This window comes from Dactylosporangium sp. NPDC051485 (assembly GCF_040682015.1).
Taxonomy (GTDB): Bacteria; Actinomycetota; Actinomycetes; order Mycobacteriales; family Micromonosporaceae; genus Dactylosporangium.
Map to the genome: position 1 here is coordinate 52712 of NZ_JBFAZW010000002.1, position 25579 is coordinate 78290.

Sequence of the window (25579 nt, forward strand, 5' to 3'; positions counted from 1 at the left end):
CCGGACGCATGGTCCGAGCGGCCTTCACTCACCGGGGGGAACCGGGTGTTAGAGCTTCACGTTGAAACGCGGGTCGGCGGCGATCTTCTTGAAGCCGGCCAGCGCCTCCGGGGTGTCGTCCATGCGGATGTCATGACCGCTCTGGTCGCGCGCGGTCTCGAAGTACACCAGGCCCTTGATCTGGGGCATCTTGGCCAGCTGGGGCAGGACGGTGGCGTAGACGTCGGCCTTGTTCTTGCCCGCGACCGTGGCGGACGAGTCGTACACGCCCCACTCGGCGACCATGACCGGCTTGCCCGGGTGCTTGGTCGTGGCCCAGTTGTAGAAGCCCGGGAAGCCGGCGCTGGTGCGGTTCATCATGTAGTTGAAGTCGCCGTAGTGGAAACCGCCCGGCTGCGCGTTGTTGTAGGTGTCCACGCCGATCCAGTCCACGACGTCGTCGCCCGGGTACATGTCGTACCACCACGACGCGCTGTTCCACTTCTCGTAGTTCATGTACGCGACCACGAACACGGCGTTGTTGACGCCGTCGGCCTTCAGGCGCAGCGCGGTGTGGCGGAACATGGCGGCGAAGTCCTTGGCCGTCTGGCCCGAGCCGTCCTTCGGGTTGACGTCGTTCTCCGGCTCGTGGTGCAGCACCATGAAGAACGGCTTGGTGGCGAAGTTGGCCTTGATGTAGGTGGCCAGCCGGTCGATGCGCGCGTCCTCGCTGCCCTTGGCCACGTTGGCCCACGTGGTGCCGTAGCCGACCTTCCAGTTCAGCATCAGCGTGCGCGGGCGCGCCGGGTCGTTGGTCATGGCGATCTCGTTCTTGGTGGGGAACAGCTCGTCGCCCTTGTGGTACGTGTGGTAAATCGTCGACGTCCGGCCCGTCTTCGCCTCGAAGGTCTTCAGGGCCTCGTCGCGCGGCACGTCGGAGAAGCCGCCGGCCGCCGCGCCCCACAGCACGCCGCAGGTCGGGACGAGCTTGGCGCCCACCGCGCAGTCGCCGGGGTCCGTGGTCGCCGGCGTGGTCGGGCTCGTGGCCGGTGTGGTCGGGCTCGTGGCCGGTGTGGTCGGGGGCTTCGCCGGGGCGCTCTCGGTCGGCTCGGTGACGGCCTTGCGGGTCACCGTGACATCCAGCGCGGGCTGGCCGGTGGGCGCGTCGGCGGAGCGGAACCGGGCCGGGGTGTTGGCCACGGTCGAGGTCACCGCGAAGGCGTACGTCCCGGCGCCCTTGACCACGGAGCTCACGTCGAAGGAGACCGTCGCGGCGGTGGCGGCCGGCTTGGCGGTGCCGATCGCGGCGCCGAGGGCCGGGTTGTTCTTGGCGTTCAGCGTCTTCTCGGTCCATGCCGTGTCGGTCACCTTGCGCAGCACGATCGAGCCGGGCAGCTTGCCGGACGCCCGGGTCAGCGTGATCTTGGCGCCCTTGACGCTGGCACCGGCGCCCGGGGCCGCCACGGTGAACTTCAGGAAGCCGATCATCGTGTCCGCGCCCTGGCGGCCCGCGACGAGGTTGCTGGAGGAGCCGAAGTTGTACGACGGGCGGGAGCTGGAGCTGTAGGTGTCGTCCGCGGCGCCCGAGCGCACGACGTCGGTCGTCTCCGCAGCGGCGGCGGGGGCGCAGTAGACGGCGGTGCCGAGTCCGGCACCGAGGGCGAGCGCGGCGATCGGCATCAAGGTGCGGGCATTGCGGCGAATCATCTATTCAAAGCCCTTCCGTAGCTGGCGCAATCCTGGGGAGCGGGTGCTGCGATCCGGCTGTGTCATCCGGACCTCCACAAGATTCGCCAGCCCGGGGTACACCCCCGGTTCGCCGGAAGTTGCCGTTGGGGTGTCCCGACCGGTCCACTGTGGACTTGCCGCGCTCATTCGTGAGATGGGCCACCTGGCCAGGCAGTAGGTGTCAAAACGGTGCCGGTCGGGTATGTGGACCGCCCTCGTGATGCATCAGACGAACGGTCGGTTCCGGCAACCGACCGGTGACCGAATGCCAACGCTTACGAACTAGGCGCTCAATTCCGGCGAACGTAATGTTGGTCCGGTAAGGCGCAAGACCCAGAAATGCCACATTTCAACCAGCTGCCCGCCGGTTCGACTTTCGAGGAGACTGAAATGACCCCGATGCTGATCTCGCGCCCGGCCGTTCACGTCGTCCCCGAGCTGGAGGGCGAGCGCTGCGACAGCTGCGGCGCCGCGGCGAAGCTCACCGCGACCTTCGCCAACGCCGGGGAGCTGTCGTTCTGCGGCCACCACGCCAACCGCTTCGCCGACCGGATCGCCGCCACCGCGGACAAGGTCGTCGTGGAGTCCGGCTTCGAGTGGCGGAGCTGATCGCCACCTCTTGAACAGCGCGCATGGCGCCGTGGCCCTCGGGCTGCGGCGCCATGCGCGTCTTGCGGACTTATCCGATACTTCCGGATATTCCGCTGTGCGTGGATAGTGCGCGAGAGTCGGCTATTTGTTGGAGTTCCTGCCGGCACAGCGGCAGTAGCGAGGGTAGGACGAGTTCCACGAGGCGGCCGCGCCAGTGCAGGCCCGTCCGGGCCTCAAATGCCGGATTCCGGGCCGGCGCCGCCGGCTCGCCGGGTGGTCCGGCCGCCGCACTCACGGCAGTTGCCGGCCGAAGAGGGCGGCGACCCGGCGCTGCCAGGCCACGAGCACCCGAGGTGGCCGTGCGGCGGTGTGGTTCCGGTTCTTCGGCGCCCCTTCGGGGCGCGGTTTCCGCAACGCCCGGCCCTGGTGGCCGGGCGGGTGGTCGGCGTGTCCCGGGACGCCCGGGATGCGGTGTGTCAGGCGGTGGAGCAGGCCTTCCGGTTGACGTTCTCCGGCCATCTTGATGCCCTCCCCGAAGGCGGAGCGGATAGAACGTACGGTGTACGTCATCCACGTTAGACGTACGCTGTACGTCGCGTCAACGGGATGGGTCGGCGGGACGATCGCGCCGCGTGTTATCCGGCAAGTCGGAGAAATCGGATATTAGGCCGATAGCATGCACATGTGCGTCGCAAGCCGAGCCCTCGTCCGCGGCGGCCCGGGGCGGGTCGCCAGGGGGCGCTGCTCGCCGCCGTGTGGGTGGCCGGGGCGGCGTTTCTGGCCGCCGTACCGGCGATGGCCAGGCAGTTCTCGTCCCTCCTGGCCGGCGCGACGGCGCTGGCCGCGGCGGGCATCGCCGTGCTGCTCGTCCGCCACCGCGCGCGGCGCCTGACGCGCTCGCTCGAGCGGTCCTCGGCCCGCCGCCGCGGGCTGGAGCGGGCCCTGCGCGACCGGGCCACCCGCGACCCGGTCACCGGGCTGGCCAGCCGGGCCATGCTCACCGCCCTGCTGCACGACATCGGGCCGGGGCTCAGCGTGGTGCTGCTCGACCTCGACGGCTTCAAGGAGATCAACGACGAGCTCGGGCACCAGGCCGGGGACGCGCTGCTGGTGCAGGTGGCGCAGCGGCTGCGGGCCGCCCTGCCGGACGCCGACGTGCTCGCGCGCCCGGGCGACGACGAGTTCGCGGCCGTGTGGCGCGGGCCGGCGCCGCCCGACGCGGCCGAGCGGGCGCTGGCCGCGCTGCGGGCCGCGTTTGCCCTGGCCGGGCGGACCGTGCACCTGACCGGCAGTGCCGGCGTGGTCGTGGCCGACGGGCAGCGCACCTCGGCGGAGATCCTGCGCGACGCCGACCTGGCCCTGGAGGCGGCCAAGGGCGGCGGCAAGGACCGGACCGTGTGGTTCGACACCGGCCTGCGCACCGCCGCCGACCGGCACCGGGAGCTCGCCGCGGGGCTGCGCCGGGCGCTGCGCGAGGGCGAGTTCGAGCTGCACTACCAGCCGGTCGTGCGCCTGAGCGACGGGCGGGTCACCGCGGTCGAGGCCCTGCTGCGCTGGCACCCGCCGGGCGGCGAGGCGATCCCGCCGGGCGTGTTCGTGCCGGTCGCCGAGGCCATCGGCCTGATCGTGCCACTGGGCTGGTGGGTGCTGGCCCGGGCGTGCGCGCAGGCGCGGGAGTGGCACGAGCGCTCCGGCATCAGCGTCACCGTGAACGTCGCCGCCCACCAGTTGCGCGAGCCGGACTTCGTCGAGCGGGTGCGGGCCGCGCTGGCCGCGGGCGGGCTGCCGCCCACCGCGCTCGTGCTGGAGGTGACCGAGAGCGCGCTGGTCGCCGACGCCGAGTCCACGGCCCGGCTCGATGTGCTGCGCGCGGACGGCGTGCGCGTGGCCATCGACGACTTCGGCACCGGGTACTCGTCCCTGGCCTACCTCGTCCACCTGCCGGTCGACGTGCTGAAGGTCGACCGCACGTTCATCGCCACCTCGGTCGACACCACGCTCATGCGGGCGATCCTGCAGCTGGCCGGTGGGCTGTCGCTGCAGACCGTGGCCGAGGGCGTGGAGACCGAGGAGCAGGCGGCGACGCTGCGGGCGCTGGGCTGCGAGCACGCCCAGGGCTACCTGTTCTCCCGCCCGGTACCGCCCGACGTCCTCGAGCCGCTCCTGTCCGGCGGCTTGGAGCTGGGCGCGGCGCGGGCGCGGTGAGCGCGGCGGATCCGCCGCCCGCCGTGCGAGGTGCAGCTCGAGCGATTCGTGTCCCAGGGTCGAGCATGGTGCGGCTCGGGCGCGGTTGTTTTCCGGGTCGGGTGGGCTTGAGCTTGGTGCGGTTTGGGCGGATTTGTGTCCGGGGTTCGGCGGCCTGGTGCGGTTTTGTGTTGCGGGGTCAGGCGGCCTCGAGCTCGGTGCGGCGGGGGCGCGGTAGCGGGGCGGGCCGGTTGTCGGGCTCGGCCGGGACGCGGGTGACCTTCGCGGACCGGCCGGCCGCCACGACCCGGTCGCGGCCGGCCCGCTTGGCCGCGTAGAGCGCCCGGTCGGCCAGTTGCACCAGCTCGGCGGGGTCGGCGGTGTCGGCGGGGAGCACCGCGGTACCGGCGGAGACCGAAACGGCGCGGTGGACGCCCGCACCCAGCTCGATCGGCCCGCCGCCCACAGCCGCGTGCAGCCGGTCCGCGACCTGTGCCGTGCGCTCCGCGTCGGCGTCCGAGACGAGCAGCGCGAACTCCTCGCCGCCGTAGCGGGCCAGGGTCACGCCGGGCCCGGCCGCCGCGCGCAGCCGGTCCGCGACCTCGCGCAGGACCCGGTCGCCGGTCGGGTGGCCGAAGGTGTCGTTCACCCGCTTGAAGTGGTCGATGTCCACCAGGATCAGCCCGAGCGGGCGGCCCCTCCGCGCGGCGCGGAGGCGCTCCTCGAACGCCCGCCGGGTGCGCAGGCCGGTCAGCGCGTCGGTCACGGCCAGCCGGTGCTGGTCGGCGACCAGGCCGGCCATCCGCCCGAGGACGAGCAGGAACAGCAGGGCGCACGCGACGGCGATGACCGGGACGTCGCGCGTTGTGCCGCGGGCGTACTGCACCAGCAGTACCACCGGGGCAAGCAATGACGCGGCGGCCAGGGCCACCAGGCGCGCCGGCGTGGTGGGGACCGCCCGCACCGGCGCCGGGTCGTCGATGCGCCGCATGGAGGGGTGCAGGGCCGAGCCGCCGAGCAGAGCGTAGGCCATCAGCCACAGGAAGCACTCCCAGCCGTTCGCCGGGCCGCCCAGGACCGTGAACGCGGTGTCGGCCGCGAGCATGGTGACCAGGCTGCCCAGCAGCATGAGGTAGCTGGGCGTGCGGGCGCCCCCGCCGAGCAGCATCCGCAGGCCGATGACCAGCACGAGCAGGTCGCCGACCGGGTACGCGACGGTCACCAGCCGGGCCGCCGGCGTCAGTCCCTCCGCGGCGGTGAGGGGGCCGATGAGGTACACCCAGGACAGCAGGCCGGCGGCGATGGCCAGGATGCCGGCGTCCAGCAGTGACGGGGTGTGCCGGCCGGGGGTGCGGCGCCGCACGAAGCTCACCAGCGCGGCCACGACGAGGGGATACTGCGCCAGGTAGAGGCCGTCGGCGGCGTTCGGGAACGCGACCTCGCCGTGCGCGAGGTTCTGCGCGATGTACAGGACGTCCCCGGCCGTGTAGATGAGCTGGCCGGCGCCGAGCAGCAGCCAGCCGGTGCGACCGTTCGGGCGGTACCGCCACACCGCGGCCAGCACGGCGAGCGCGGTGATCATGGACAGCCCGGCGTACAGGGCGCCGGCCAGCTGCGCGCCCACGCCGAGGGTGCGCAGCGCGGCGATTGCCGCGGCGGTCAGCGCCCCGAGCGTGAGGAAGGCCGCCCAGAAGGGCCTCTGCTCACGGACTGTATTCACACCATGATTTTCCGTTATCGCCGCGCGAAAGTGGTCCTCCAGTCGGATGATCCACAGTCCTGCCGGGGTTGTTCCCGGTCACAGTCGCGAGGTCGATGCCACCCCGTCTGCAACCCGGATGACACGGCGGTGCTCTGCCGCGAGCGTGTGCTTGGTTGAGGCGAAGGGAGCAAGTCATGACGCCACAGCTTCTCGAACACGTCCGCGCCGAGGCGCTCTTCGTGTCGGACGTGCAGTTGTCGGAGGCCCGCGACGCGGAGCGGGTCCGCCGGGCGGTCATGGCCAGCGTGCGGCGGCACGGGCCGCGGGGGTGCGCGGCGCTGGTGGCCCACGAGTTCGGGGAGCACCCGGACGCGGCGGTGCGCCGGATGGGCTGGGTGCTCGATGCGATCCGCCAGGCCTACGTCTGAGGGTTGTTTCGATAAGTCGGGCGCTGGCGCGCCGCGACTTATCGGATTTATACTTTATTTCCGATTTCTGGATCTTGAGCCGATCTTGAGCCCTGAATTTGTCGTACCCCGGGGGCAGAATCCCGGATATGCGATTCGAGGAGTTGGCAGGGGTTTCCCGGGCGGTGGCCGCGACTTCGGCGCGCAACGCCAAGATCGACCTGCTGGCCGCCGCCCTGCGGGGGCTGGCCGAGTCGGGTGACCCGCGCACCGTCGCCGCCGGCGCCGGCTACCTGGCCGGCGAGCTGCGCCAGCGCCAGACCGGGGTGGGTTACGCGAGCCTGCGCGACCTGCCGCCGCCCGCCGCCGAGGCCTCGCTGAGCGTCGCCGACGTCGACCTGGCCTTCGAGCGGATGTCGCAGCTGTCCGGCAAGGGCTCCCAGGCCGCCCGCCGCGAGCAGGTCGCCGCCCTGTTCGGCGCGGCCACCGACGCCGAGCGCCGGCTGCTGGTCGGGTTGCTCAGCGGCGAGCTGCGCCAGGGTGCGCAGGCCGGCCTGCTCGCCGATGCTCTCGCCCGGGGCGCCGGGCTCTCCTCCGCCGCGGTGCGCCGGGCCCTGCTCCTGGCCGGCGACCTCAAGGCGGTCGCGGCGGACGCGCTGCTGGGCGGGGTGGAGGCGCTGGACGCCTACCGGCTCACCGTCGGCCGGCCGCTCGCCCCGATGCTCGCCTCGAGCGCGCCCAACGCCACCGAGGCTCTCGCCGGCACCGGGGTGCCGGCCGCGGCCGACATCAAGATCGACGGGGTGCGCATCCAGGTGCACCGGGACGGCTCCGCGATCTCGGTCTTCAGCCGCAGCCTGGACGACCTGACCGCGCGGGTGCCGGGCGTGGTCGCCGCGGTGGCCGCGCTGGACGTGACCTCGGTCGTGCTCGACGGCGAGGCGGTCGGCGTCGACCCCGGCAGCGGCCGGGCCATTCCCTTCCAGGAGACCTCCAGCCGCGCCGCCCGGCGCGACGGGGTGTCGGTCCTGCACCCCTTCTTCTTCGACATCCTGCACCTCGACGGGGTCGACCTGCTCGACGAGCCGGCCGGGCAGCGGTGGGCGGCGCTGGAGCGGGTGGTCCCGGAGCGCCTGCGGGTCGGGCGCGCCATGGTCGGCTCGCCGGAGGAGGCCGAGGCGGCCTTCGCGCGGGCCGTCGCCGACGGTCACGAGGGGCTGGTGATCAAGTCGGTCGGCGCGGCGTACGACGTGGGCCGGCGCGGCGCCGCCTGGGTCAAGGTCAAGCCGCGGCACACGCTCGACCTGGTGGTGCTGGCCGTCGAGTGGGGGCACGGGCGGCGCCGGGGGTGGCTGTCCAACCTGCACCTGGGCGCGCGGGAGCCCGCGACCGGCGGGTTCGTGATGTTGGGCAAGACGTTCAAGGGGATGACCGACGAGATGCTGCGGTGGCAGACCGAGCGGCTGCGCGCCCTGGCCGTCGAGGAGTCCGAGTGGGTGGTGCGGGTGCGGCCGGAGCTGGTGGTGGAGGTCGCCTTCGACGGGGTGCAGACGTCACCGCGCTATCCGGGTGGGGTGGCGCTGCGGTTCGCCCGGGTTTTGCGGTACCGCGAGGACAAGCGCCCGGAAGAGGCGGACACCATCGACGCGGTTCGCGCGATTCACCGGGGCACGCTGTGAGCGGCGTCCGCTTCGTCGGGCTCCTCGTCCAGGAGGTTGTCCGGGCGCGGGCCGCGCGCCTCGCGGCGGGCCAGGTAGCCGTAGCCGTAGACGGTCATCGCGGCGAAGAGCCACCACTGCAGGACGTAGCCGGCGTTCTGCAGGGCGTTCTGCTTCTCGGCGGGCACCATGGTCAGGCCGGCGGCGGGCTCGTCGACGCTGACGTAGGCGTCGAAGATCGCATAGGGCAGCGTCGGGGCGATCGCCGCGGGCGTGATCCGGCGGATCTCCGAGTGGCCGGCGACCTCCTGCGGGCGCCCGCCCCGGCTCTCCGGCGGCTGCAGCCGGCCGGACACCGTCACGCTGCCGCCGGGGGCCGCGGGCACCTGGGGCGCGGTGAGCGCGCCGGACGAGGCCGGGCGCACCCAGCCCCGGTCGACCAGCACCGCCTTGCCGTCGCCGAGCACCAGCGGGGTCAGCACCTCGAAGCCGACCGCGCCCTCGACGGTCCGGCCGCGGACCAGGATCTCGTGGGCCGGGTCGTAGGTGCCGGTGACCGTCACCCGGGTCCACTCGGTGTGCTCCGCCGGCGCCGGCCCGACCGTCCCGGGCCCGCCGGAGGGCGCGCCGACCACGCCGATCAGCGCCACCGGCGCGGCCGAGGTGCCGGCGTCGATCCGGGCGTTGATGTCCGCCCGCTGGTGATAGCGGTCGAGCTGCCACAGGCCGAGCAGCACCATGACGGCCGCCGCGGCCACCGTCAGCGCGGCGTAGCCGAGCCACCGGGGCGTCGCGAGAAACCGGTACACAACCTGCACGGTATCCCGTCCGCTTCCGGGCGGTCGGGGTGGCGCCCGTTCGGTATCGTCCGGGACACACGTCTGCCCGAGCGCCGGAGGAGCACATGAGCACGATCCCGCGGCTGGTGATCAGCGCACCGTCGTCGGGCCACGGCAAGACGGCCATCTCGGTCGGACTGCTCGCGGCGCTGTCGGCTCGGGGCTACCGGGCCGCCGGGTTCAAGATCGGGCCGGACCACGTCGACGCCGCTTACCTCGGGCTGGCCGCCGGGCGGCCCGGGCGCAACCTCGACCCGCGCATGGTCGGGGCCAAGCGGATGGGACCGCTGTTCGCCCACGGCGCCGGCTCGCTGGACATCGCCGTCGTCGAGGGCACCATGGGGCTCTTCGACGGGCTGGCCGGGCGCACCGACAGCGAGTCCACTGCGCAGATCTCCGGCCTGCTGCGCGCGCCGGTCGTCCTGGTCGTCGACGTCGGCGCGATGGGACAGTCCGTCGCCGCGCTCGTGCACGGCTTCCGCGCCTACGACGAGCTGCTCTGGCTCGGCGGCGTGATCCTCAACCGGGTCGCCTCCAGCCGGCACGAGCAGCTGCTGCGCGAGGCGCTCGACGACATCGGGGTGCCGGTCCTCGGCGCCCTACGCCGCCACGCCCTCAGCGACGCCGGCGAGTCGGGGGCGCCGCTGCCGTCCCGCCAGCACGGCGTCGCCCCGGTCGTGCACCACAACATCGACGCCGTGCGGGCCGTGCGCCGCCTGGGCGAGGTCATCGCCGGCGCCGTCGACATCGACCGGACCATGGCGCTGGCGCGCTCCGCGCCCCGGCTGACCTCCGACGCGTGGGACGCCGAGGCCGAGATCGCGGCGGCCGGCGACCCGGCCATGTCCTCGCTCGCCGCCACGCGCATCGGCCGCCGGCCGATCATCGGCGTCTCCTTCGCCTACCCCGAGACCGCCGAGCTGCTCGCCGCGGCCGGCGCCGAGGTCGTCGCGTTCGACCCGCTGCGCGACGAGACACTCCCGCCCAACGTCGACGGCCTGGTCATCGGGGCGGCGCTTCCGGAGTCGTACGCCGAGGAGCTCACCTTCAACGGCCGGCTCCGCGCCGCCGTCGCCGCCCACGCCGCCGCCGGCAAGCCGATCGCCGCGGAGGGCACCGGCCTCGTGTGGCTCTGCCGCGACTACAACGGCCGGCCCATGTGCGGGGTCGTGGACGCCTCGGCCCGCGAGACCGACCTCGTGGTGCTGGGCTACCGCGAGGCCACCGCCCGCTCGTCCTCCGTCCTGCTGCCGGTCGGCGCGCAGGTCATCGGCCACAAGATGCACCGCACCAGCATCACGCCGCGGGCCGGCCTGCAGGCCGCCTGGACCTGGGCCGGCGGCCCCGCCGAGGGCTTCGTGCAGCGCGGCGTGCACGCCTCCTACCTGGGGCTGCACTGGGCCGGCGCGCCGGCCATCGCCTCCCGCTTCGTGGCGGCGGCGAGCGCCACGGCGGCGCCGACGCCCGGCCAGTGGAGCACCCCCTCCATCAGCCCGTATGGCCGCCCCTCCGTGCCGATCATGACCTTCCCGACGGCGCCGGTCACCGGCATCGCGGCCGCCGCGGGCACGCCCAGCTACACGGCCGACTACACGACGCCGGACGCCCCGCCGCCGCGGGTGCCGGGGATCGCCATTCCCGGCTCGATCCTGGCCAGCCCGGGCGGGCCGGGGTCGATCGCGGCGGGCGCGGCGGACGGCACGCCCTCGCCCACGCTGTCGCTGCCGCCGGTGGTCGCGAGCGCGGTGGGGACGTCGTCCGTGCCGGCCTCGCCCTACGCGCGGCCCGTCGAGGACGCCGGAAAGCCGGCCAGCGCGCCGACCTCGCCGGGGGCGTCGTCGCCGTTCGGGCCGGCGCTGGGTGCGGCTATGCCCACGCCGTGGACGGCCGATTCGGGGTCGGCCGGTGCCGAGGGCGGCTCGGCCGCGCCGGGCCCCGCGGACTCGCAGGCCCCCGTCACCGGCGTCCCGGCCGCCGGGACGCCGGACACGGTGAAGCCGGGTGCAGTAACGCCGGACGCGCTGATGCCGGGGGCGGTGACGTCGGATTCGGTGGCGTCAGGTGCGGAGGCATCTGTTTCTGGGCCGTCTGGCTCGGGGCCGTCGGTCGTCTCGTCGGCGGTTGCCGGGGTGGCGGAGCCATCCTCGCGGGCTCAGGCCTCCTCCGCCGCCGCTGTCCCATCCATCGGCGGTTCCGGCGATTCGGATCTTTCCTATGTGAGTGATTCGGGGGACGAGCAGCCCGGCCCGCGGTCCGGGGGCGGATTGCCCGCGGCCGGGCTGGTGATCTCTGGCCCCTGGGCGGCGGCCGACCCGGGCGGCGAGCGGGGCCAGGACGGCCCGGGCGACGACGGGGATGACGAGGTCACGACGGTCCTGCCGGGCGATATCAGCGGGGCCGCCGGTGCCACACCGCCTGTCGCGACGGATGGGGCGAGCGTTGGGGTGCCTTCCGGGCCGAACGGTCCCGCGGACGCCGCCGGCCTGTCATCGTCTGGGGTTGTGCCGACGTCCGTACCGATCGCGCCGGAGTCCGTGCCGGCGCAGTCCACGAGCCAGCCAGTGTCCGCCGCCCAGCCCGTCTCCACTCCGCCGGTGAGTGAGGAGCGCCCGGGCGCGGCCGTCAATCCGGCCACGTCGTCCGCGGTGCCGGTGTCGTCCGCCCCCATGCCCCGGGCCACCGCCCCGGTGTCGGCCGCGCCGATCGGCGTCACGGCGATGCCGGCCGCGGAGTCGGAGCTCGCGGCCGCGGAGCCGGAGGCCGACTCCTACGCCGCCGCCTCGTATGCCGCCGCCGACTCTTACCCCGCCGATTCGTATGCCGCGGATTCCTACCCCGCGGACTCGTACTCCGCACCCTCCCTGCCGATGTCGATGCCGTTGTCGGCCGCCGGCCTTGCCGAGCAGGCGCCCGTGTCCGCGCCACCGGTCTCCGCGCCTCCGTCCTCGAACCTGCTGGCGCCGGGCGGTGCCGGCTCGAGTTCGCCGGTGTCGACCGCGCCCGTGTCGGGCTCGCCGGCGGCGGGCGGAGGCGGGGCGGGAGCCGTGGGTGCGAGTGCCCCGGTTACGAGCGGGCCGGTGCTCGCGGGGTCCGGTGCCGCCGGGTCCGTGTCGGGTGCGCCCGTGTCGAGCTCGCCGGTGTCCGGGATGCCGGCCGGGTCGGGGGTCGGATTGGTTGGGCCAGTCGGATCGGTTGGGCCCGTTTCCGGGGCCGGGGTGGCCGGGTCGGTGTCTGGGGTGCCCGTGTCGGCGGGTGCGGGTGCCTCGGTCGCCGGGTCGCCGTTCGGGCCGGCTATCGGAACCGCGTCCATTCCAGTCTCACCCGTGTCGGGGGCGGGGTCTGAGGGGTCCGGTTCGGTAGTGTCCGGTTCCGTGCCTTCTTCGCGCGTTTCTGGGTCATCGCCCGATCTGTCCGGGCCCGGGGCTGTCTCCGCGCCGCCGGGGCAACGGGCCGGGGGCGCCGCCGCCGATGCGGGGGTCTCGTCGGCCGGGGAGGGCGGCGGGTGGACGCCGCCGGCCGGTGGTTCGAGCGGGGCGGTCTAGTGTCGACCTGGTCGGTGGCGCTGCGCCGGTTTCCCTCGCTGCTGGTGGAGACGCCGCGGCTGACGGTGCGGCCGCTGTGTGCCGACGATGACAAGCGGGTGGCCGAGATCTTCGCCGACCGTCTCGTGCGCCGGTGGCTGCCGGTGGCGCAGGACGAGGTGGACGAGTTCGACGGGTACGCGTGGTGCACCGAGTTCGCCGTCGAGCGGCGTGACAGCGGAGCCGGTGACCATTACGGCATCGTGCGGCGCGAGGACGAGCGGCTCGTCGGGTGCCTGTGGACGAAGAACACGGACTGGCTGACGCGGTCGACCGAGGTGACGTGCGCGGTGGCGGCGGACGCCCGCGGCTACGGGGTGGCGCCCGAGGCGATCGACGTGCTGGCGCTGTCGCTGCTGCTGGAGCACCGGTTCCAGCGCGTCGAGCTGCGGGTCGCGCCCGGCAACGTGGCCTCGCGGCGGGTGGCCGAGAAGGCCGGGTTCACGTACGAGGGGCTCCTGCGCAACGCCGGCTCGCTCGCCAGCGGGCGGGTCGACCTCGAGAGCTGGTCGCTCCTGCCGTCCGACATTCGCTGACCCCGGTGGCGTCCGGCCGTAGTCGCCGTTGGAAGAGCCCGGTCAGTGGGCCGTGGGGCGCTGGGTGGGCTTGGTGTCGCGGGTGGTGCCGGTCCGGCTCTTGGCCGGCTTGTCGGGCTTGCCGGCGATGGCCGGGCTCGGCGGCGTGAAGTCGCGCACCGGCGTGCCGGCCAGCGCGTCCCGCAGGGTCTCGGCGACGGTCTCGCGGGGCTTGCCCGTGTTGCCGGAGCCGACGCGGTGTAGTGGATTGTCCGGGTCGGCGATGAAGCCGGCGATCGTCAGGTCGGGGGTCATGCCGACGAACCAGGCCGAGCGGTTGTCGTCGGTGGTGCCGGACTTGCCGGCGACCGGGCGGCGTACGGTCGGGTAGACCTGCGGGGCTGTGGACCAGCCGCCGCAGTCGCCGGTCGCGGCGCGGTAGCCGGTGACGCAGCGGGCCGCGTCGACCGCGCCGCGGGCCACGTCGGGGGAGAGGACCTGGGCGCAGCGGGGCTTGGCGACCTCCACGCCCTTGTCGTCGACGGCCGGCTTGCCCTCGACGTCGGTGATGGACGTGACCGGGATCGGGTCGCAGTGCATCCCGTCGGCGACGACGGTGGCGAAGGCGCCGGCCATCTCCAGCGGGGTCGTGTCGGCCACGCCGAGGGTGAAGGCGCCCCAGCCCTTCGCCTTGGCCGGTGAGGCCTGCAGCTGGTCGATGCCGGTGCGCCAGCGAAGGCCGAGGCGCTCGGCCATGCGTACCGCCGAGTCCGCGCCCACCCGCTGCTCCAGCTGGACGAAGAACGTGTTCACCGACTTGCCGAAGCCCGACCACATGGTCTGCCGGCCCGTCATCGAGTCCGAGGCGTTGGACGGGCACCAGAAGTCGTTGCCGCAGTGGGCCGGGGAGCTGCGGCCGGTCTTGTACTTCGACTGGAACGTCTTGGGCGAGTTGATCGCGGTCGACAGCGGCAGGCCCTGCTCCAGGGCGGCGAGCATGGTGAACATCTTGAACGTCGACCCGGCCTGGTAGCCGGCCATGTCGCCGCCGCCCAGGAGCGGGTTGACCGTGTTCGGGTAGTTGCCGCGCAGGCGCTTGCGCTGCCTCGGGTCGGAGTGCGGGCCGTTGCTGGCGCGGTCCAGGGAGTACACCCGGTTGACGGCCATCGCCCGGATGCGCCCGGTCCCCGGCTCGATCGCGACCTGACCCAGCGCGTAGGGGCTGCGCGTCTGCTCCCGCTTGAGGATCTGCTGCTGCGCGATGTCCTGGGTGCGCGGGTCCAGGGAGGTCACCACGGAGTACCCACCGCGGCGCAGCTTGTCGATGCGCTCGTTGGGGCTGGCGCCGAACGCGGGCTGGGCCGACCACCAGCTGCGCAGGTAGGCGCAGAAGAAGCCCCAGCCCGCGCGGGTGGCGAGGCAGTCGTTCGGGGGCTCGGACAGCTGCAGCGCGACCGGGGCGGCGTGCGCGGTGGCGGCGTCGGCGGGGGAGAGGTACTTCAGGTCGACCATGCGGTCGATGACGTAGTCGCGGCGGGTCTTGGCCGCCCGGGAGTCGGTGCCGGCCGGGTCGTACGCCGACGGGGCCTGCACCAGGCCGGCGAGCATCGCCGCCTCGGACACGGTCAGGTCGGCCGGCTTCTTGGAGAAGTAGATCTCGGCGGCGGCGAGGATGCCGTAGGCGCGATGGCCGAAGTAGGCGACGTTGAGGTACCGCTCCAGGATCTCGTTCTTGCTCATGTGCTTCTCGAGCTCGATCGCGAGCTTCATCTCCCGCAGCTTGCGGGCGCCCGTCTGCTCGGTCGCCTCGTTGACCTCGGCCGGCGTGCGGGCGGAGTCGCGCAGGACGTTGCGCACGTACTGCATGGTGATCGTGGACGCGCCCTGCGACACGACGCCGGCCTTCTGGTTGGCCACGAACGCGCGGGCCACGCCCTTGAAGTCCACGCCGTGGTGCTCCCAGAAGCGCGCGTCCTCGGCCGCGACGATGGCCTGCTGCACGTTGACCGACATCGTGGACAGGCCGGTGTACGTGCGGTACTCCTCATAGAACTGGGCGAGCAGCGTGGTGCCGTCGGCGGCGTACACGTGCGTGGTCTGCGCTGGCAGCGTCTGGCGTAGCTCGTCGGGGGATATGGCCAGGGCTTCGGCGCTCTTCTTCGCGCCGACCCCCGTGACCGCCGCGATCGGGTAGATCAGGGCGGCCACGGCGAGGCCCACGATGAGGCCGGTCCGCAGGAGGGTCAGGAGGCCGCCGGCCGCCCGCATGGTGCGCGCGATCACATTCTTAAGCTAGGACAAATCGCCTCGCCGTACGCGACGATCGCGGGATGCTGCGCTTTCACGGCGACGCCGAGATCGCGCCGGGCCTTGTCGACCTCGCGGTCAACGTCCGGCAGGAGACGCCACCGCCCTGGCTGACGGGGCCGATCGCGGCCTCGCTGGCCCATCTGGCCCGCTACCCCGACCCGGCCGAGGCCACCGCGGCGATCGCGGCCCGGCACGGGCGGCCGCCCTCCGAGGTGCTGCTCACCGCGGGCGCCGCCCAGGCCTTCACGCTGCTCGGCCCGGCGCTGCGCCCGCGCCGGCCGGTGGTCGTGCACCCGCAGTTCACCGAGCCGGAGGCGGCGTTGCGCACGGCCGGCCACGACGTGACCCGCGTCATGCTTGCCGAGGACCAGGGATTTGCACTGGGAAATCTGGACATTTCGCCAGAGGTTGATCTCCTCGTGGTGGGAAATCCGACAAATCCGACATCGGTGCTGCACCCCGCCGAGGACCTCGCCGCCCTGACGCGCGACGGGCGGGTCACGGTCGTCGACGAGGCGTTCGCCGACACCGTGCCCGGCGAGCCCGAGTCCCTCGCCGGGCGCCGGGACCTGCCGGGCCTGCTGGTCATCCGCAGCCTGACGAAGACGTGGGGCCTGGCCGGCCTGCGCATCGGGTACGTGCTGGGCCCGGCCGAGCTGATCGAGCGGCTGCGCGAGCACGCTCCACTGTGGAGCGTGTCCACGCCGGCGCTGGCCGCCGCGATCGCCTGCGCCTCCCCGCTCGCCGTGGACACGGAGCGTGAGATCGCCATCCGGCTCGCCGCCGACCGCGCGCACCTCGTCGCCGCGCTGGAGCGGGCCGGTGTGGCCGTCGCCGGGCGCCCGGCGAGCTCGTTCGTGCTGATCAAGGTGCCGAGCGGCGAGTCGGTGCGCGCCGCGCTGCGCGAGCGCGGGTTCGCGGTGCGACGTGGCGAAACCTTCCCCGGACTGGGCCCGGACTGGTTACGTATTGCCGTGCGGGACACTGCCACGAGTGACGCTTTCGTTGCGGTGTTGTCAGACGTACTGGGAGGGTCAACATGCTGAACGAGACAATCGCCGCAATCCGGCCGCTCGACGACGAGGCGATCGCGGCCGCCCGGGCCCTGCAGGCCCGCCTCACCAAGCCCATGGGGTCCCTCGGCGCGCTGGAGACGCTGGCGGTACGGCTGGCCGGCCTGGCCGGCACCTGTCCGCCGCCGATCCCGGAGCCGGCCGCGCTGGCCATCTTCGCGGGTGACCACGGCGTGCACGACCAGGGCGTCACGCCCTGGCCACAGGAGGTCACCGCGCAGATGGTGGCCAACTTCGTCGCCGGGGGCGCGGTCGTCAACGCCTTCGCCCGCCAGGCCGGCGTGCGGGTGACCGTGGTCGACGTCGGCGTGAAGGCCGTGCTCGACCCGGCCGAGGGACTGCTGGACCGCAAGGTGCGGGCCGGCACGCGCGACCTGAGCGTCGAGCCGGCGATGACCCGCGACGAGGCGATCCAGGCCATCGAGGCCGGCATACAGGTCGCCGACGACCTCGTCGCCGGCGGCGCCCGGGCGCTGCTCACCGGCGACATGGGCATCGCCAACACCACGCCCTCGGCCGCGCTGATCGCCGCCTTCACGCACGCCGACCCGGCCGCCGTGACGGGGCTCGGCACCGGCATCGACAGCGAGACGCACGCCCGCAAGGTCGCCGTGGTGACCTCGGCGGTGGTCGGGCTGGAGGTCGAGGACCCGATCGACGTGCTGGCCGCGGTGGGCGGGCTGGAGCACGCGGCGCTGGCCGGGTTCATCCTGCGTGCGGCCGCCCTGCGCGTGCCCGTGGTCCTCGACGGCGTCATCGCCGTGTCGGCCGCTCTGGCCGCGCACGCCCTGGCCCCGCTGTCGAGCGGGGCGATGGTGGCCGGCCACCGCTCGGCCGAGCCCGGGGCCGCCGTGGCGCTCGGCTATCTTGAGCTCGAACCGCTCGTCGACCTGGGCCTGCGCTTGGGCGAGGGCACCGGCGCCGTCCTGGCGCTACCGATCGTGGCCAGTGCTGTCCGCGTGTTGCACGAGGTCGCCACTTTCGACTCTGCTGGAGTAGCCCACAAGTGAACCCCTACCCCCTCGGTCTACAGCTCGACGGGTTGCGCGTCCTGGTGGTCGGCGGCGGCGCCGTCGCCACCAGGCGCGTGCCCGCACTGCTCGACGCGGGCGCGGACGTCGTGCTCGTCTCCCCGCGCATCACCCCGGCGTTGCAGGCCCACGTCGACGCCGGCCGGCTCACCTGGCGGGCCCGCCGCTTCGAGCCGGCCGACCTCGACGACGCCTGGCTGGTCCACGTCGCCGTGAACGACCCCGAGGCCGGCCGCGCGATCAGCGAGGCGACGGCGGCCCGGCGGATCTTCACCGTGCGGGCCGACGACCGCCACGCCGCGACCGCCTGGACCCCCGCGGTGACCCGCCACGGCCCGGTGACCGTCGCGGTCCTGGCCGGCGGCGACCCGGTCCGCGCGGTCGCGGTCCGCGACGCGATCGGCGAGCGGCTCTCGGCCGGGGGGCTGGACGCCGCCGGCGCCGAGCCCCGGCGCGGCACGGTGGCCCTGGTCGGCTCCGGGCCGGGCGACCCGGAGCTGCTGACCGTGCGGGGCCGTCGCCTGCTCTCGGCCGCGGACGTGGTCGTAGTCGACCGGCTGGCCGCCGGCCTGCTGCTCGACGAGCTGCGCCCCGAGGTGGAGCTCGTCGACGCCTCCAAGATCCCGTACGGCCCCTCGGCCGCCCAGGAGGAGATCAACCGGGTCCTGGTCGACCGGGCCCTGGCCGGCAAGTTCGTGGTGCGGCTCAAGGGCGGCGACCCGTACGTCTTCGGCCGCGGCGGCGAGGAGGTGCTGGCCTGCGCCGAGGCCGGCGTGCCGGTGACCGTGGTGCCGGGCGTGACCAGTGCGATCGCGGTGCCGTCGGCGGCCGGCATCCCGGTGACCCACCGCGGCGTGGCCCACGAGTTCACGGTCGTCTCCGGCCACCTGGCCCCGGAGCACCCGGAGTCGCTGGTCGACTGGGCGGCCCTGGCCCGCCTGCGCGGCACGGTGTGCGTGCTCATGGGCCTGAAGAACCTGCCCGCGATCGCCGCCGTCCTGCAGGCGCACGGCCGCGCCCCGGACACCCCGGTGGCGGTGGTGCAGGAGGGCACGACCCGGGACCAGCGCGCGGTGCGGGCCACCCTGGCCACGGTCGCGGATGCGGCCAAGGAGGCGGCCCTGCGACCCCCGGCGGTCATCGTGATCGGCCCGGTGGTCGACGCCCTGAACACGCCCTCGGACGCCCCGCCCCCGGCCGCTCCGAACACGCCCCCGGGCGCCCCGGAACTGCCCTCATAAGACCCGAACCAGCCACATAAGACCCGAACGTGACCGCATAAGACCCGTCGGGCGAAAAATCCGATAAGTCGGGCGCGTCAGCGCCCGACTTATCGTGCAAAAGGGGCGCTCTCCCTTGCCAGGAAGAGCGCCCCGAAAGCCAACCGTCAGGAGCGGTCGAGCTCCAGCGCGCACCGGATCAGGCCCAGGTGCGAGTACGCCTGCGGGTGGTTGCCCAGCGCCCGCTCGGTCATCGGGTCGTACTCCTCCGGGATCAGCCCCGTCGGGCCGGCGCACTCGATGAACTGGGCGAAGAGCTCCTCGGCGTCGGCACGGCGGCCCGTGCGCAGGTACGCCTCGATCATCCACGTGGTGCAGAGGTGGAAGCCGCCCTCCGCGCCCGGCAGGCCGTCGTCCCAGCGGTAGCGGTACACCGTCGGGCCCTCGCGCAGGTCGGCCTCGACCGCGAGCACGGTGGCCAGGAAGCGCGGGTCGTCGTCCTGCAGGAGGCCGGAGAGGCCGATCCACAGCACCGAGGCGTCCATCTCCTCGTAGCCGTAGGCCACCGTGTACGCGCCGATCTTCTCGTCCCAGCCCTTGTCCAGGACGTTGTCGGCGATGGTCTTGCGCAGGGTGTACCAGACGTCGGGGACGGGGCGGCCCTGGCGCTCGAAGAGCTGGATGCCGCGGTCGACGGTCATCCAGCACATGACCTTGGAGTACACGTAGTGGCGGGGCCGGCGGCGGGCCTCCCAGATGCCGTGGTCGGGCTCGTGCCAGCGCCGCTCGACGGCCTCGACCATGGCGTCCATGAGGGCGAAGTCGCCCTCCTCGGGGGGCCGCACGTCGGCGAGGGCGCAGAGCAGGTCGGCGACCGGGCCGAAGACGTCCAGCTGGACCTGGCCGTTGGCGGCGTTGCCGATGCGGACCGGGCGGGAGCCGGCGTAGCCGGGCAGCGCCTCGATCACGGCCTCGGGGCCGAGCTCGGTGCCGTCCAGCGTGTACAGCGGGTGAAGCCGCTCCGGGTGCCCGTCGGTGTTGTCGGCGACCCGCAGCGTCCAGCGGACCAGGGACTCGGCCTCCTCGGTCGAGCCGAGGTCGACCAGCGCCTTGGCGGTCAGCGAGGCATCGCGCAGCCAGCAGTACCGGTAGTCCCAGTTGCGGGAGCCGCCGATCTCCTCGGGCAGCGAGGACGTGGCCGCGGCCAGGATGGCGCCGGTCGGCTTGTGCCACAGGCCGCGCAGGGTGAGCGCGCTGCGGCGAACGAGGTCCTTGGCGACCGAGGGCAGCTTCAGCGAGTCCGACCAGTCGCGCCAGGCCGACTCGGCGGCGATCTGGCGCTCGTTGATCGGGACCCGCGGTGCCTCGATCGAGTCGGTGCCCAGGCGCAGCTCCAGCATCGCGCTGCCGCCCATGGCGCCGAGGTCGACCGTGGCGCGGGCCAGGTCGCTGTGGCCGTCGGAGGTGATCTCCCACTCGATGCCGGGGGAGTAGAGCACGATCGGCTCGTTGGAGCCCAGCACCAGCAGGCCATCATCGCCGAGCGGCTGCAGGCGGATGTGCACCTGGCCGAAGTCCGGACGCGGGACGAAGTCGATGCGCGCCCGGGAGCTGCCCGACAGCACGCGGATCAGCGAGTTGCCGGTGCGGTGGTGGTCGAGCCAGTCCGTGACGGTCAGCCCCGACCAGCGGGTCTCGACGGTCATGGTGCCCGGGCGGTACCGCTGGCCGAGCGGAATCCCGCCGCGCTCCGGCTGCACCGTGAAGTGCCCCGCCGCGGTGTCGCCGAGCAGGTCGGCGAAGACCGCGCCGGAGTCCGGCTTGGGGTGGCACAGCCAGGTGACCCGGGCGGCCGGGGTGAGCAGCGCGACCGTGTGGGTGTTGGAGAGCATCGAGTGGCGCTCGATCGGCACCGCCTGCTCGCCGAAGAGCCAGCGCCGCCGGGTGAAGAGCAGCAGCTCGAGCAGCGCGACGGCCTCCTGCGCGTCGCCGATGCTGAACCGGGCCAGCGTCTCGTCGCCGCTGCCGACCTTGATCCCGAGGTCCGGCCCGTGCAGGTGGGCGAAGGCCTTCTCGTCGGTGGTGTCGTCGCCGAGGTACACCACCGCGCTGGCCGACACCTGCATGCGCAGCGCGTCGACGGCCAGGCCCTTGTCGGTCGGCACCACCGACAGCTCGATGACCTCCTTGCCGGTGGTCATCTCGATGTCCGGCCACAGGGCCGCACCGCTGCGCACGGCGTCGAACACGCGCTGGGCGACGTCTCGCGGGGCCGCCCGGGTGTGCACGGCGATGCTCGCCGGCTTGACCTCCAGCCGGACGCCCGGCTGGTTGTTGCAGATGGCGTTGAGCGCGGCCTGCAGCTCGGCCCGGCGCTGCTGACGCTCGGGCGGGAGCTCGTCGACGTAGCCGACGTCGAACTCGGAGCCGTGGCTGCCGACGAGGCGAACCTCGGCGGGTAGCCGCGATAACGCGGCGAGGTCGCGCAGGGCCCGCCCGCTGATCACGCCGACCGTCGTCTGCGGCAGCGACGACAGCGCGCGCACGGCGGCTACGGATTCTGCGGTCGGAGTCGCCTTGGTGGGGTCCGCGACGATCGGCGCGAGGGTGCCGTCGTAGTCACATGCCACCAAGAGGTTGGGCACGCGGGCGACGCGTAGCACCGCCGCGCGGAGGTCCGGGTCGAGCGAGAGGACGTTGCCTGTCGCCGAGGTCTGGTTCATGTCCGGCCTGTTCGTGGGAGCGATTTAGGTCGTGGATGCATGCAGCCGGGTGTCGGGCATTGTGCATCGAGCGGTTCATGATGCCGCGCCGAGCGCGTCGAGGAACGCGTCCGCCCAGGTTCGGACATCGTGCGCGCGCAGGTGGGAATGCATAGCATGCATCCGTTTGCGCCCTTCGACCGGGTCGACGTGGATCGCACGCATGAGTGCGTCTTTCACCCCGTCGAGGTCGTGCGGGTTGCACAGGAACGCCTGGCGCAGTTCGGCTGCTGCGCCGGCGAATTCCGACAGCACGATGGCGCCCCCGCCGTCGACGCGGGCGCCGACGTACTCCTTGGCCACCAGGTTCATGCCATCCCTCAACGGAGTCACCATCATGACGTCGGCCGCGACGTACAACGCGGCCAGTTCAGCCCGACTGTACGACTGATGGAGATAGTGCACGGCCGGTTGGCCAACTCGTCCGTACTCCCCATTGATCCGCCCGACCTCGCGCTCGACGTTCACCCGGAGCGTCTGGTAGTGCTCCACCCGCTCCCGGCTCGGCGTAGCCACTTGTACCATCACCGTCTCCGGTGCCGTGAGTCGTCCTTCCGACAGCAATTCCCTGAATGCCTTGAGCCTTCGCTCGATGCCCTTGGTGTAGTCGAGCCGGTCCACGCCCAGGATGATGGTGCGCGGATCCCCCAGCTCGGTGCGGATGGCGGCCGCCCTGGCCTGCACCTGCGGCGAGGAGGCGAGCCGGCGCATCTCCTCGACGTCGATGGAGATCGGGAACGCCTCGGCCCGCACCGTGCGACCTTCCCATTCGACGATGCCGCGGCGCACCCGGGTGCCCAGCAGATGTCGGGCCAGTTGGACGAAGTTCTGCGCGCCGAGTGGCCGTTGGAAACCAACCAGATCGGCACCGAGCAGACCCTTGAGAATGTCGGCGCGGCGAGGTAGCTGCATGAACAGTTCGACCGGGGGGAATGGAATATGCAGAAAAAAGCCGATCTTCAGATCGGGCCGGGTCTCGCGGAGCAGGGCTGGCACGAGTTGCAGCTGATAGTCCTGCACCCAGACCGTGGCCCCCGGTGCGGCATCGTCCGCGACCGCTTTCGCGAACCGCTCGTTGACCAGGCGGTACGACTCCCACCAGCGCCGCTTGAAGATGGGCGTCTCCACGGCGTCGTGGTAGAGCGGCCAGAGGCTGGAGTTGGAGAAACCCTCGTAGTAGCGCTCGATCTCGCCCGCGCTCAGGGGGACTGCGTGCAATTGCACCCCGCCGGCCTCGAAGGTCTCCTCGGGTGCGTCGGCGTCCGCGGCCCCGCCCGGCCAGCCGACCCACGTGCCGTCGCGCTGCTGCAGCACCGGCTCGAGCGCCGTCACAAGGCCGCCTGGGCTGCGGCGATAACTGACCTCTCCGTCCGGGCCGACCACCTTGTCGACGGGCAGCCGGTTGGCGACCACCACGAATGCACTGTTTCCAGCCACGTGTCGTGTCCTCCCCCTGGGCGATCCACCCTCGTACTTTCAGCCTACTGATCCCGGTAGCTGCCTGGCACCATGCGGAGTGCTGGCTCACAGATGCGATCCTGCTTGGCATGTCGCGCTACGAGGCCGGTCCCGCGCAGGGTTCGAGCCGGACCTTCACCGTCGTGCTGCTCTCGTTGCTCATCCTCACGGTCGTCGGGGCGCTCTTCGGATACGTGATCGGACGGCGCGACATTGATGAGGATAAGTCAGCGTCCGGTAACGGTCCGTCGGCGGTGCCGCCGGGAGTGACCTCCGCCGCGGCGACGCGCAAGGCGCCGAGCCTGCCGGGGATACGGTGCCCGGAGTTCATCGGGGAGGCGGCGAAGACGCTGGACGGGAATACGGCGCTGCCGTTGATGCTTGTGCAGTACATCCGCACGGCCAAGGGCCGCGAGGTGTGGATCTGCCAGGAGTCCGACGGGTCCGGGCTGTGGTATCAGGGCCACGACCGCAAGCAGGACTTCTACGACGGCGGAGAGCTGCCGCAGGAGGGCGTCAACGGCCTGCTGCGCCCCGGCGCGCAGGCGCGGGGCAACCGCACGTGGACGGTCACCAACGAAGGGACCACCTACACGGTCACCCCATCGGCGCTGAAGGTGACCGGCGGGCAGAACTTCACCGACACCGCGATCCAGGCCAACCCGCCCGCCTAGGGTCTGCTGCATAGCTGGGCCGGCCTGGGCGAGGAATCTGGGCCCGCCGCAGCCCCGCCGCGGCTATGCAGCAGGCCCTCGCGGCGGCCCGATTTGGGAGCGCGGTAGGGGCCTGGAAAGATTGGGCCCGGCACCAGCAACAGAACACTGGCGAAACGTTCACCGGAGGTAGGGGCGCACCGTGGCGCAGTACATTTACGTGCTCGAGAAGGCGCGCAAGGCGCACGGCGACAAGGTCGTGCTCGACAACGTCACGCTGTCGTTCCTGCCCGGCGCGAAGATCGGTGTCGTCGGCCCGAACGGCGCCGGCAAGTCGAGCCTGCTCAAGATCATGGCGGGGCTGGACAAGCCGAGCAACGGCGAGGCCCGCCTCATGCCCGGCTACACCGTCGGCATGCTGCAGCAGGAGCCGCCGCTCAACGACAGCAAGACGGTCCTCGGCAACATCGAGGAGGCCGTCGCCGAGACCAAGGCCAAGCTCGCCCGGTTCAACGAGGTCGCCGAGCTGATGGCCACGGACTACACCGACGAGCTCATGGAGGAGATGGGCCGCCTGCAGGAGGACCTGGACCACGCCGACGCGTGGGACATCGACTCCAAGCTGCAGCTGGCCATGGACGCGCTGCGCTGCCCGCCGCCGGACGCCGACGTCTCCCAGCTCTCCGGGGGTGAGCGCCGCCGCGTCGCGCTGTGCAAGCTGCTGCTGGAGGCGCCCGACCTGCTGCTGCTGGACGAGCCCACCAACCACCTCGACGCCGAGAGCGTGCAGTGGCTGGAGCAGCACCTGCAGAAGTACGCCGGCGCCGTGCTCGCCGTCACCCACGACCGCTACTTCCTCGACCACGTCGCCGAGTGGATCGCCGAGGTCGACCGCGGCCAGGTCCACGGCTACCAGGGCAACTACTCCACCTACCTGGAGAAGAAGGCCCAGCGCCTGGCGGTGCAGGGGCGCAAGGACGCCAAGCTGCAGAGGCGCCTGAGCGAGGAGCTCGAGTGGGTGCGCTCCAACGCCAAGGCCCGCCAGACCAAGTCGAAGGCCCGCCTCGGCCGCTACGAGGAGATGGCCAACGAGGCCGAGAAGACCCGCAAGCTGGACTTCGAGGAGATCCAGATCCCGCCGGGCCCGCGCCTGGGCAACATGGTCATCGAGGCCGCCAACCTGCGCAAGGGCTTCGAGGAGCGCGGCCTGCTCATCGACGACCTGTCCTTCACGCTGCCGCGCAACGGCATCGTGGGCATCATCGGCCCCAACGGTGTGGGCAAGACCACGCTGTTCAAGACCATCGTCGGGCTGGAGAAGCCGGACGACGGCTCGGTGCGGGTCGGCGACACGGTCCAGCTGTCCTACGTCGACCAGAACCGGTCCGGCCTCGACGGCGACAAGACGGTGTGGGAGGTCGTCTCCGACGGCCTGGACCACCTCATGGTCGGCAAGGTCGAGATGCCCTCGCGGGCCTACGTGGCCGCCTTCGGCTTCAAGGGCCCCGACCAGCAGAAGCCGACCAAGGTGCTGTCCGGCGGCGAGCGCAACCGGCTCAACCTCGCGCTGACGCTGAAGATCGGCGGCAACGTGATCCTGCTCGACGAGCCGACCAACGACCTCGACGTCGAGACGCTGTCGTCGCTGGAGAACGCGCTGCTGGAGTTCCCCGGCTGCGCCGTGGTCATCTCCCACGACCGGATGTTCCTGGACCGCGTGGCCACCCACATCCTGGCGTGGGAGGGCGACGACGAGAACCCGTCGAAGTGGTTCTGGTTCGAGGGCAACTTCGAGTCGTACGAGAAGAACAAGGTCGACCGGCTCGGCCCGGACGCGGCGCGGCCGCACAGCGTCACCTACCGCAAGCTGACCCGCGACTGATCGAAC

The 25579-nt window shown here is 72.7% G+C and carries 18 protein-coding genes; 11 read left to right on the forward strand and 7 right to left on the reverse strand.

The window, feature by feature from the left end:
• Positions 1-48 precede the first annotated feature (48 nt).
• Positions 49-1686: a DNRLRE domain-containing protein gene (locus tag AB0M46_RS01220; protein WP_363332165.1), complete on the reverse strand. Its 1638-nt coding sequence runs from the start codon at positions 1684-1686 to the stop codon at positions 49-51.
• Positions 1687-2106: 420 nt separating this feature from the next.
• Here AB0M46_RS01220 and AB0M46_RS01225 point away from each other — a divergent pair, with 420 nt between their 5' ends.
• Positions 2107-2316, forward strand: coding sequence for a hypothetical protein (locus tag AB0M46_RS01225; RefSeq protein ID WP_363332327.1), 210 nt, complete (start codon positions 2107-2109; stop codon positions 2314-2316).
• 273 nt (positions 2317-2589) lie between these two features.
• On the opposite strand, the gene AB0M46_RS01230 is transcribed toward AB0M46_RS01225, so the two are convergent.
• On the reverse strand, positions 2590-2868 hold the full coding sequence (locus AB0M46_RS01230) for a hypothetical protein (RefSeq protein WP_363332167.1): 279 nt from the start codon (positions 2866-2868) through the stop codon (positions 2590-2592).
• A gap of 114 nt (positions 2869-2982) precedes the next feature.
• On the opposite strand from AB0M46_RS01230, the gene AB0M46_RS01235 reads away from it, so the two are divergent.
• On the forward strand, positions 2983-4503 hold the full coding sequence (locus AB0M46_RS01235; RefSeq protein WP_363332168.1) for a bifunctional diguanylate cyclase/phosphodiesterase: 1521 nt from the start codon (positions 2983-2985) through the stop codon (positions 4501-4503).
• A 178-nt stretch (positions 4504-4681) separates the two neighbouring features.
• Here the strand turns inward: AB0M46_RS01235 and AB0M46_RS01240 are convergent, their stop codons facing one another.
• Positions 4682-6202 carry a GGDEF domain-containing protein gene (locus AB0M46_RS01240; protein WP_363332169.1) on the reverse strand — a complete coding sequence of 507 codons (1521 nt, stop codon included), beginning with the start codon at positions 6200-6202 and terminating at the stop codon, positions 4682-4684.
• 176 nt (positions 6203-6378) lie between these two features.
• On the opposite strand from AB0M46_RS01240, the gene AB0M46_RS01245 reads away from it, so the two are divergent.
• Together AB0M46_RS01245 and AB0M46_RS01250 are read left to right on the forward strand one after the other, a co-directional pair.
• Positions 6379-6612 (forward strand): hypothetical protein, encoded by a 234-nt coding sequence (locus tag AB0M46_RS01245; RefSeq protein WP_363332170.1) that lies wholly within the window; start codon positions 6379-6381, stop codon positions 6610-6612.
• Positions 6613-6740: 128 nt separating this feature from the next.
• Entirely contained in the window at positions 6741-8270 is a 1530-nt protein-coding gene (locus AB0M46_RS01250) for an ATP-dependent DNA ligase (protein WP_363332171.1), read from the forward strand.
• Here AB0M46_RS01250 and AB0M46_RS01255 read toward each other — a convergent pair.
• On the reverse strand, positions 8252-9058 hold the full coding sequence (locus tag AB0M46_RS01255) for an SURF1 family protein (RefSeq protein ID WP_363332172.1): 807 nt from the start codon (positions 9056-9058) through the stop codon (positions 8252-8254). The genes AB0M46_RS01250 and AB0M46_RS01255 overlap by 19 nt on opposite strands.
• A gap of 95 nt (positions 9059-9153) precedes the next feature.
• On the opposite strand from AB0M46_RS01255, the gene AB0M46_RS01260 reads away from it, so the two are divergent.
• Positions 9154-12630, forward strand: coding sequence for a cobyrinate a,c-diamide synthase (locus AB0M46_RS01260; protein WP_363332173.1), 3477 nt, complete (start codon positions 9154-9156; stop codon positions 12628-12630).
• On the forward strand, positions 12630-13205 hold the full coding sequence (locus tag AB0M46_RS01265; RefSeq protein WP_363332174.1) for a GNAT family protein: 576 nt from the start codon (positions 12630-12632) through the stop codon (positions 13203-13205). Before AB0M46_RS01260 ends, AB0M46_RS01265 begins: the two co-directional genes overlap by 1 nt.
• Before the next feature lie 42 nt (positions 13206-13247).
• On the opposite strand, the gene AB0M46_RS01270 is transcribed toward AB0M46_RS01265, so the two are convergent.
• On the reverse strand, positions 13248-15467 hold the full coding sequence (locus AB0M46_RS01270; RefSeq protein ID WP_363332176.1) for a transglycosylase domain-containing protein: 2220 nt from the start codon (positions 15465-15467) through the stop codon (positions 13248-13250).
• A gap of 47 nt (positions 15468-15514) precedes the next feature.
• Here AB0M46_RS01270 and cobC point away from each other — a divergent pair, with 47 nt between their 5' ends.
• Genes cobC through cobA form a run of 3 tightly spaced genes read left to right on the forward strand, consistent with a single transcriptional unit; the run spans position 15515 to position 18839 of the window.
• Positions 15515-16540, forward strand: a complete 1026-nt coding sequence (gene cobC / locus AB0M46_RS01275; protein ID WP_363332177.1) for an Rv2231c family pyridoxal phosphate-dependent protein CobC — start codon at positions 15515-15517, stop codon at positions 16538-16540.
• On the forward strand, positions 16534-17577 hold the full coding sequence (gene cobT / locus AB0M46_RS01280) for a nicotinate-nucleotide--dimethylbenzimidazole phosphoribosyltransferase (RefSeq protein ID WP_363332178.1): 1044 nt from the start codon (positions 16534-16536) through the stop codon (positions 17575-17577). Before cobC ends, cobT begins: the two co-directional genes overlap by 7 nt.
• Positions 17574-18839 (forward strand): uroporphyrinogen-III C-methyltransferase, encoded by a 1266-nt coding sequence (gene cobA, locus AB0M46_RS01285; RefSeq protein ID WP_363332180.1) that lies wholly within the window; start codon positions 17574-17576, stop codon positions 18837-18839. The genes cobT and cobA overlap by 4 nt, the downstream gene beginning before the upstream one ends.
• Positions 18840-18985: 146 nt before the next feature.
• Here cobA and otsB read toward each other — a convergent pair whose 3' ends face one another.
• Complete coding sequence (gene otsB, locus AB0M46_RS01290; protein WP_363332181.1) at positions 18986-21541, reverse strand: trehalose-phosphatase; 2556 nt, start codon at positions 21539-21541, stop codon at positions 18986-18988.
• A 75-nt stretch (positions 21542-21616) separates the two neighbouring features.
• Positions 21617-23017 carry a trehalose-6-phosphate synthase gene (locus tag AB0M46_RS01295; RefSeq protein WP_363332182.1) on the reverse strand — a complete coding sequence of 467 codons (1401 nt, stop codon included), beginning with the start codon at positions 23015-23017 and terminating at the stop codon, positions 21617-21619.
• Between the two features lie 110 nt (positions 23018-23127).
• Here AB0M46_RS01295 and AB0M46_RS01300 point away from each other — a divergent pair, with 110 nt between their 5' ends.
• Positions 23128-23712, forward strand: coding sequence for a hypothetical protein (locus AB0M46_RS01300; RefSeq protein WP_363332183.1), 585 nt, complete (start codon positions 23128-23130; stop codon positions 23710-23712).
• A 181-nt stretch (positions 23713-23893) separates the two neighbouring features.
• On the forward strand, positions 23894-25573 hold the full coding sequence (gene ettA, locus AB0M46_RS01305; protein WP_363332184.1) for an energy-dependent translational throttle protein EttA: 1680 nt from the start codon (positions 23894-23896) through the stop codon (positions 25571-25573).
• Positions 25574-25579: the final 6 nt, after the last annotated feature.